This is a genomic window from Microcystis sp. M169S2 (assembly GCF_020245865.1).
Taxonomy (GTDB): domain Bacteria; phylum Cyanobacteriota; class Cyanobacteriia; order Cyanobacteriales; family Microcystaceae; genus Microcystis; species Microcystis ichthyoblabe_A.
In genome coordinates this window covers 1-7,649 of the sequence record NZ_JADBUB010000260.1, presented here as the reverse complement: position 1 = coordinate 7,649, position 7,649 = coordinate 1, and the positions used below count along the sequence as shown (strand labels likewise).

Here is a 7,649-nt window from a genome sequence, read left to right as displayed (position 1 = left end):
CACCCCACACCCTACACCCCACACCCTACACCCCACTTCCCCACACCCCACACCCCACACCCCACACCCCACACCCCATCCCTAGAACGATCTTTGGGACAAGATTAAGTTTAAAATCTGAAATAGATGATTTTTTTAAGGATCGAGTCAAGTTTATGGCAGATATTGTCGATATTGCGGTCAGTGCCGATAATTTTAAAACTCTAGTAACGGCGGTACAAGCGGCTAATCTTGTGGATGCCCTAAAAAGTCCTGGCCCCTTCACGGTTTTTGCCCCCACCGATGAAGCTTTTGCCAAATTGCCCCCTGGGACGATTACAACCCTAGTGCAGAATATCCCCCAATTAACCCGAATTCTCACCTATCACGTCGTTGCGGGCAAATATATGCAGGAAGATTTGGCAAAATTGGCTGTAGTGACTTCTCTAGAGGGTTCACCGATTCCCGTCGATTGTAGCGAAGGTTTTGAGGTGAAAAATGCCACGGTGGTCGCAGGTAATATCGAGGCAGATAATGGTGTGATCCACGTCATCGATACGGTGATCCTGATGGGTTAGTTTTTGACTGGCTTTTCTCTGGGCTGCATCCAGGGCGGATCTGTCTTATTTAGTAACTAAATATACAGATACTTTTGCTTGTTTATGGTTTCGATGCTCGACGGACGAAAATGCCCACTTTCTGCACTTTCTTGTCTGTACCTGTTCAGACTAAATCCTGTTATTAAAGACTGATTATCTATTGATCCTTTTGCCTATTACATGAGTAGAAAACGGGTTTCTCGGAGAAACCCGTTTTCTGTGCGTTACTCAACGGATTTAGTATCAGACCATTAAATGGCTTTGCTATCATATCGGTGTCTCGCGGAATTAGCTCACCAACGACAAAAATATATTCTTAGCCATCTCGACAGTAATGGTAACGTGGAGGAACTCGCTCAAGAATGGGTACAAACACTGCTCGCTAATCTAACAACTTAATAGTTTCCGGAAAATTCACCCAAAAAAGAGGCCACTTTCCGCAAGATGGCCTCTAAATTTTTTTGTTAGGGGTTAGTCAGTTATCAGTTATCAGTTATCAGATGCGGGTTATCAGTTATCAGTTACCAGTTCAGTAATAGGACAAAATTAACTTCTTGGTTAGGATAGGCACTCATGCAAGAGGTAGTTAGATATGTGTAATTAATTGTGTCTAGCTGCTTACCAGTAAACAGTTACCATCTTCACTGATAACTGATAACTGTTTACTGGACGGCTACGCCGTGCCTTTGGCAACACTGAAAAAAGCTTCCCTATTCCCCAGAAGCATTAGGACTGATTTTGAGAACTAAAACCCCTAAAGGTGGTAAACAAAGATCGATCGAGTAGGGACGGCTATGATAGGACCATTCCTCCGACCATTTACCACCGAGGTTGCCCATATTACTACCGCCATATTTACCCGCATCGCTGTTAAAGATTTCCTGATAAAAACCGGGATGGGGTACACCAACGCGATAATGGCTGTGGGGTTGGGGAGTAAAATTACAGACCACCACCAGAAACTCCTGCCAATTTTTGCTCCAGCGCAGGAAAGAAACGACGCTATGACTATTATCACTACAGTCGATCCACTCAAAGCCATCCTGACCAAAATCCTGGGTATATAAAGCAGGTTCACTCTTATAGGTGGCGTTCAAATCCGAGAAAAAGCGTTTTAGCTGTTGATGGGGTTCATGCTGCAAAAGACCCCACTCCAAATCACCCCAAACATTCCACTCACTCCACTGACCAAATTCCATGCTCATAAACATGGTTTTCTTGCCGGGGTGGGTAAACATATAACTAAATAAAGCCCGGACATTGGCAAATTTTTGCCACTCATCCCCCGGCATTTTGCCAATCATATTACTTTTGCCGTGAACCACTTCATCGTGGGACAAAGCCAGCATATAATTCTCGCTGTGGTTATACCACATACTAAAAGTGACATTATTTTGATGGAATTGACGGAACCAGGGATCCATGCCGAAATAATCGAGCATATCGTGCATCCAGCCCATATTCCACTTTAAATTAAAGCCTAAACCGCCCATATAGGTGGGCCAGGACACCATCGGCCAAGCGGTGGATTCTTCGGCAATAGAGAGAATTCCGGGGAAATAGCTAAAAATTACATGATTAACTTGACGCAGGAATTCCGCAGCTTCTAAATTTTCCCGGCCACCGTACTCGTTAGCCACCCATTCCCCATCTTTACGACAATAATCGAGATAGAGCATAGAAGCCACCGCATCCACGCGAATACCGTCAATATGGTACTTATCGAACCAAAAAAGGGCATTAGCCACCAGGAAATTTCTGACTTCGTTGCGACCGTAGTTAAAAATTAAGGTTCCCCATTCCTTGTGTTCCCCTTTGCGCGGGTCGCCGTGTTCATAAAGATGAGTCCCGTCAAAGAAAGCTAACCCGTGGCCATCTTTGGGGAAGTGACCGGGGACCCAATCCACTAGCACACCAAGGCCATTTTGATGACATTGATCGATAAAATACATAAAATCTTCAGGATTGCCGTAGCGACTGGTGGGGGCAAAATAACCCGTCACTTGATAACCCCAAGAACCATCAAAGGGATGCTCGGCGATCGGTAATAATTCGATATGGGTGTAACCTAATTCTTTAACGTAGGGAATCAGTTTTTGGGCTAACTCGTAGTAACTCAAAAAGCGTGCTCCAGTGTTCCATTCCGACACGGGAACCGCTTCTCCTTCCCCGGAAAGTAAACGGGGGGGTTCGGCACTGGAAGTGTGCAGCCAAGAACCGAGGTGTAATTCGTAAACGGAAACCGGTTGAGTTAAAGGATCGCTATGGCGGCGTTTTTCCATCCAATCGCTATCATCCCAAGTATAGCTATCTAAATTGGCCACGATCGAGGCGGTTTTCGGGCGTACTTCTTGGGCAAAACCGTAGGGATCAGATTTTTCGTAAATATGACCTTCCCAATTTTTGATCTCGTATTTATATTTAGTGCCAACACCGATTTCCGGGATAAACAATTCCCAGACCATATTATTACGTTTCCGCATTTGGTGATCACGACCATCCCAGCTATTAAAATCACCAATAATCGAGACATTGCGAGCATTAGGGGCCCAAACGGCGAAATAAACCCCCTTAATACCCTCGATTTCGGCTAAATGCGCCCCTAATTTTTCATAAATGCGATGATGGTTGCCCTCCCCAAACAGGTGTAAATCAAAATCGCTCAGTTTGGCAGAACGGAAGGCATAGGAATCATAGATTACTCGTTCCTGTTCTCCCTCCTGGATGCGTAATTGATAATTGTTCAGTTCACCGATATCGATGACGCACTCGAAAAAATGGGGGTGATAAGCGGTCGTCATGGGATATTCTTGTCTTTGGGACGGTAAAATAACCCAAGCAGCCGTGGTTTTCGGTAAATAGGCTCTAACAACCCATTTATTTACTTTTCCTTCTTCTTCTAGGGGATGGGCCCCCAAAACCTCAAAGGGATCGTGATGGAGGTTGTTGACGATTTGATGGACTTGTTCGGGGGATACCACTATAGACATTCAGTTAACACTCTTGACATCTACAATACTTATAGCAAGGAAATAGTCATTTTTTCCCTGCCTTCTGGGAATTCTCAAACTAATGATATATTCTGCCTACTTAGGGTCTGCTGAAAAAGTTTTTCGTGGGGGTAGGGTGTAGGGTGTGGGGTGTGGGGTGTGGGGAAGTGGGAAGAATAAATAAAATAATCTCCTGTCTCCTGACGACCGACTCCTGACGACCGACTCCTGACCCTAACAACAATTTTTGATTTTTACCAGAGGTCTATGGTAAAACTGCCAATTTAATCTCGATTTGGTCATTCTCGATGTTAATCTAGCGCAATAGCCTCGAATTTGACCTACTCTACATCTCTACACAGTTCTTAACTGGAACGAGTTTGATCTCTAGGAGATTGACTTTCTTCTAATTCAGCTTTGATTTTTACCGAGTCTTCAATCTGCTGGGCCTCCCGCTTAAATTCACTTTCAAATTCCTTGGATGCTTCTTGAAATCCTCGAATCGTTTTGCCTAAACTGCGACCGATTTCTGGTAATTTTTTCGGTCCGAAAACTAGCAGGGCAATCAAGAGAATTAACCCCATTTCTGGTAATCCAATCCCAAAAATATTCATTTTTCTGCTCCTAATAAAAAAATCGCGGTGGGCAATAACCCACCTGCTAAAGTCCGAGGGACAATTCTGCGGCCAAAAATGCCGACAAGATTGTTTTAATCTGCTTACTGACCCCAATCTACATTAAATCCTTCTAAAATTAGGGAGGAGTTATAGATCTGTAAAATAATCAGCAAAAAGACTAAAAACAGAGCCATAAACACTCCCATCAGCAAGGTAGTTCCCCAACCGGGAGAAACTTTACCATATTCTGAGTTGAGGGGACGAAGGATTTCACCTAAGCGTGTACGCTGTGCCATAAGTTACCAAGAAAGATCTGTAAATGATAATTTTGTATTGATCCGTAATTTGACGAACTGCCAACCGATCAACCCAGTGAGATAAAATCTACTGCTGTTGCCAGTGGAGCTTTTTTGGTCTAATTCCGAACGGAATCGTTTTTCGCCTGCCCTGCCACGCCCACAAGAATCTGCAAGCGCCTACAGTACGGGAATTATTCTAACATTGTTTGGTGATCTTCTCAGGATTTAGGAGACGGTCGATAGGGGTTAGGTGTGGGGTGTGAGTTGGGGTGATGGGGGAGAAGGGAGAAAAAGCTGATTAGTGATCAGTGATCACTAATCACTGATCAAGTCTCCTTCGGTGCTATGATCGAGGATGTAAAGTTTTATCAACACTAACTTAAACAAGCTCTCAAGAGAGGATATAAAGAACCACAGATGGCTTACACACTTCCCCCTTTACCCTACGATTACACTGCCTTAGAACCTTGCATCACCAAAAGTACCCTAGAATTCCACCACGACAAGCACCACGCCGCTTATGTCAATAACTATAACGGTTTGGTCAAAGATACGGAACTCGATGCTCTCTCTTTAGAAGAAGTTATCGTTAAGGTTGCTGGTGATGCCTCTAAAGCTGGGGTTTTCAACAATGCCGCCCAAGCATGGAATCATAGTTTTTATTGGGACTGCATGAAACCGGGTGGTGGCGGTGCGCCTACTGGTGCTTTAGCCGCTAAAATTAACGCAGATTTCGGCAGTTTCGAGAAATTTGTCGAAGCTTTCAAAACCGCCGGCGCGACTCAATTCGGTAGTGGTTGGGCTTGGTTGGTTCTCGATAACGGTACTCTCAAAGTTACCAAAACTGGCAACGCTGACAATCCTTTAACCGCCGGACAGGTTCCCCTCTTAACTATGGATGTGTGGGAACACGCTTACTATCTCGACTACCAAAATCGTCGTCCCGATTACATCAGCGACTTTTTAACCAAGTTGGTTAATTGGGATTTCGTGGCTGCTAATTTAGCCGCAGCCTAAAAAAAATTTGGCTCAGTTAATTCAGTTATCAGTTATCAGTTATCAGTTAGGCTGCCCGCGCATTTAAATTGCTTGTTGAGATGAGGCACTCTTGCACTCTTGCAACAGTAAAGGGAGCGAAGCAGATGCAGCTAATCTCAGGATAGTCGGTGAAAATGCGTCTTAGCTTATCAGTTATCAGGGGGTGGGGAGCAGAGAGAAACCATCCATAGGTTGGGGGTTAATACTACTCTTAAAATTGGCAAATCTCTCTAATATTAATTATCCTTAAATATAGATAACCAGAAAAAACTTTTTTAACATCGATCGCGCTTGTTGCACAATGGAACAACCTGTCAGTTGGATTATTCCCCGTCATCCCCGTCCCGATTATCCCCTGTTTGTATTTTTACCCGGAATGGATGGCAGCGGCCAACTATACCATCGTCAGATTAAAAACCTTGCTCCTTACTTCGATCTGCGTTGTTTGGCGATTTCCCCGCAATATCTCGGTGATTGGGAGGAATTAAGCGATTGCGTGATTGCTTTATTGACACAGGAATTAAAGCGACAATCGAGAAAAGTCTATCTCTGCGGTGAGTCTTTTGGTGGCTGTTTAGCCTTGAAAATAGCGACAAAATCAGCAAAATTAATTAAAAAACTGATTTTAATTAACCCCGCTTCTTCTTTTAATCAAAGACCTCTTTTAAGCTTGGGAATCGGTATCACCCAGATAATGCCTGATTTCATCCACGGCAGCTCGGCCCTGACTATTTTACCCTTTCTGGCCGCTCTGGGTCGAATATCCCGGGAAGATCGCCGCTCTCTCCTCAAAGCCATGCAATACGTCCCACCGAAGACGATTAGCTGGCGTTTATCCCAGTTACAACGGTTTCAGGTTAGTGCCAGCGAGTTAAAAGATCTGCAATTGGAGGTGTTAGTGATAGCCAGTCAAGGCGACCGACTGTTACCATCGGTAGCGGAGGCTAAACGCCTAATTCAGCAGTTACCCGCCGCAAAATTGACGATTCTGCCCCATAGTGGTCACGCTTGCCTGCTGGAAACCGATATTCACCTCAAAGACATTCTCCATCACCATGCTTGTCTCCCCCGAAGCCTACCCGCAAAAAGTCACTGAGGATGGTTCTTATACCTTTTTTTCGACCGAATTCGGCGAATGTTATCATTCTACCTCCGGGGCAAGGGAAGAAGCCGAGAAAAAATTTATCCTCTCCAGTCGTCTGGCAGCAAAAGCAGACCAGAGCAATAATCTAAAAATTCTTGACATTTGTTACGGCTTAGGGTATAATACCGCCGCAGCCTTAGCGGCCATTTGGCGAGTTAGGGGAGATTGTCGGGTAGAATTATTAGCTTTAGAAAGCGATCGAGTGGTTCCCCTAGCAGCTATTAGAGAAAATCTCTTAAATAGTTGGAGTCAACCAATTCCCGAATATTTAAATGATTTTGCCCATAATCACCGGCTAGACCTGCCTAATCTCACCGCTAAACTGTTAATCGGGGATGCGCGACGGACGATAACCAGGGTGATTGAGGCGGGTTTTCAAGCAGAGGCAATTTTTCTCGATCCCTTTTCCCCGGGTAAATGTCCGCAACTGTGGACGGTGGAGTTTTTAGCTTTAGTGGCCAAATGCCTGAGTCCGACGGGTTATTTAGTCACCTATTCCTGTGCTGCCTCGGTGCGAAGGGCTTTACAATTAGCAGGATTGCAGATTGGGGCCACCGATAGCGTCGGGCGGCGATCGCCAGGGACAATAGCCAGTTTTTTGTCCTTACCCCCATCTCTATCGGCACAGGAATGGGAACATCTGCAAACTAAAGCCGCTATTCCCTATCGAGACGCGACTTTAAGCGACCCAGCCGAAGTGATTATACAACGTCGTCGCAGCGAACAGGCTCTCTGTGACTTAGAACCGACTAGCCACTGGAAAAAACGTTGGCAAAGATCGTTTAATTCGATCGAAATCTCGGAATGAGATTAATGTAGGCAAGTAGTCGTGCAAAATTAATTGGCGTTGCATAATAGAGATATGAATGGAGGAAATCAAAATGCAATGCCCTGAATGTAAATCTACCCATATCCGTAAAAATGGCATCAATAAACAAGGTAAACAAAATCCTATTTGTGTAACCTGTGGCCGTCAATTTATT

General features: G+C 44.7%; 10 protein-coding genes. 6 read left to right on the top strand and 4 right to left on the bottom strand.

Annotated elements, in window-relative coordinates:
- Window positions 1-155 precede the first annotated feature (155 nt).
- Entirely contained in the window at window positions 156-557 is a 402-nt protein-coding gene (locus IM485_RS22485) for a fasciclin domain-containing protein (protein WP_002762406.1), read from the top strand.
- Window positions 558-833: 276 nt separating this feature from the next.
- Window positions 834-977 (top strand): hypothetical protein, encoded by a 144-nt coding sequence (locus tag IM485_RS22480; protein ID WP_192575993.1) that lies wholly within the window; start codon window positions 834-836, stop codon window positions 975-977.
- 311 nt (window positions 978-1,288) lie between these two features.
- On the opposite strand, the gene glgB is transcribed toward IM485_RS22480, so the two are convergent.
- The 4 genes from glgB to psbH form a co-directional block, all read right to left on the bottom strand.
- Entirely contained in the window at window positions 1,289-3,568 is a 2,280-nt protein-coding gene (gene glgB, locus IM485_RS22475) for a 1,4-alpha-glucan branching enzyme (protein ID WP_104396745.1), read from the bottom strand.
- A gap of 100 nt (window positions 3,569-3,668) precedes the next feature.
- Window positions 3,669-3,809, bottom strand: a complete 141-nt coding sequence (locus tag IM485_RS22470) for a hypothetical protein (protein ID WP_287745667.1) — start codon at window positions 3,807-3,809, stop codon at window positions 3,669-3,671.
- Window positions 3,810-3,933: 124 nt separating this feature from the next.
- Window positions 3,934-4,182, bottom strand: a complete 249-nt coding sequence (locus tag IM485_RS22465; protein WP_002743526.1) for a TatA/E family twin arginine-targeting protein translocase — start codon at window positions 4,180-4,182, stop codon at window positions 3,934-3,936.
- Window positions 4,183-4,286: 104 nt separating this feature from the next.
- A complete protein-coding gene (gene psbH / locus IM485_RS22460; protein WP_002736544.1) occupies window positions 4,287-4,481 on the bottom strand; it encodes a photosystem II reaction center phosphoprotein PsbH in 195 nt (64 codons plus the stop codon).
- Window positions 4,482-4,901: 420 nt separating this feature from the next.
- Between psbH and IM485_RS22455 the strand changes: the two genes are divergently transcribed.
- The 4 genes from IM485_RS22455 to IM485_RS22440 form a co-directional block, all read left to right on the top strand.
- Complete coding sequence (locus tag IM485_RS22455; RefSeq protein ID WP_002765257.1) at window positions 4,902-5,501, top strand: superoxide dismutase; 600 nt, start codon at window positions 4,902-4,904, stop codon at window positions 5,499-5,501.
- A gap of 322 nt (window positions 5,502-5,823) precedes the next feature.
- Window positions 5,824-6,618, top strand: a complete 795-nt coding sequence (locus IM485_RS22450) for an alpha/beta fold hydrolase (protein ID WP_104396744.1) — start codon at window positions 5,824-5,826, stop codon at window positions 6,616-6,618.
- Window positions 6,578-7,474 carry a tRNA (5-methylaminomethyl-2-thiouridine)(34)-methyltransferase MnmD gene (locus IM485_RS22445; protein ID WP_287745665.1) on the top strand — a complete coding sequence of 299 codons (897 nt, stop codon included), beginning with the start codon at window positions 6,578-6,580 and terminating at the stop codon, window positions 7,472-7,474. Before IM485_RS22450 ends, IM485_RS22445 begins: the two co-directional genes overlap by 41 nt.
- A 73-nt stretch (window positions 7,475-7,547) precedes the next feature.
- Window positions 7,548-7,649, top strand: a 102-nt coding sequence (locus IM485_RS22440) for an IS1/IS1595 family N-terminal zinc-binding domain-containing protein (protein ID WP_502882201.1), incomplete at its 3' end; no start/stop codon positions are given.

Coding starts and splice junctions, on each gene's coding strand:
- IM485_RS22485 (WP_002762406.1), top strand. CDS start 156: ATGGCAGATATTGTCGATATTGCGGTCAGTGCCGATAATTTTAAAACT.
- IM485_RS22480 (WP_192575993.1), top strand. CDS start 834: ATGGCTTTGCTATCATATCGGTGTCTCGCGGAATTAGCTCACCAACGA.
- glgB (WP_104396745.1), bottom strand. CDS start 3,568: ATGTCTATAGTGGTATCCCCCGAACAAGTCCATCAAATCGTCAACAAC.
- IM485_RS22465 (WP_002743526.1), bottom strand. CDS start 4,182: ATGAATATTTTTGGGATTGGATTACCAGAAATGGGGTTAATTCTCTTG.
- psbH (WP_002736544.1), bottom strand. CDS start 4,481: ATGGCACAGCGTACACGCTTAGGTGAAATCCTTCGTCCCCTCAACTCA.
- IM485_RS22455 (WP_002765257.1), top strand. CDS start 4,902: ATGGCTTACACACTTCCCCCTTTACCCTACGATTACACTGCCTTAGAA.
- IM485_RS22450 (WP_104396744.1), top strand. CDS start 5,824: ATGGAACAACCTGTCAGTTGGATTATTCCCCGTCATCCCCGTCCCGAT.
- IM485_RS22445 (WP_287745665.1), top strand. CDS start 6,578: ATGCTTGTCTCCCCCGAAGCCTACCCGCAAAAAGTCACTGAGGATGGT.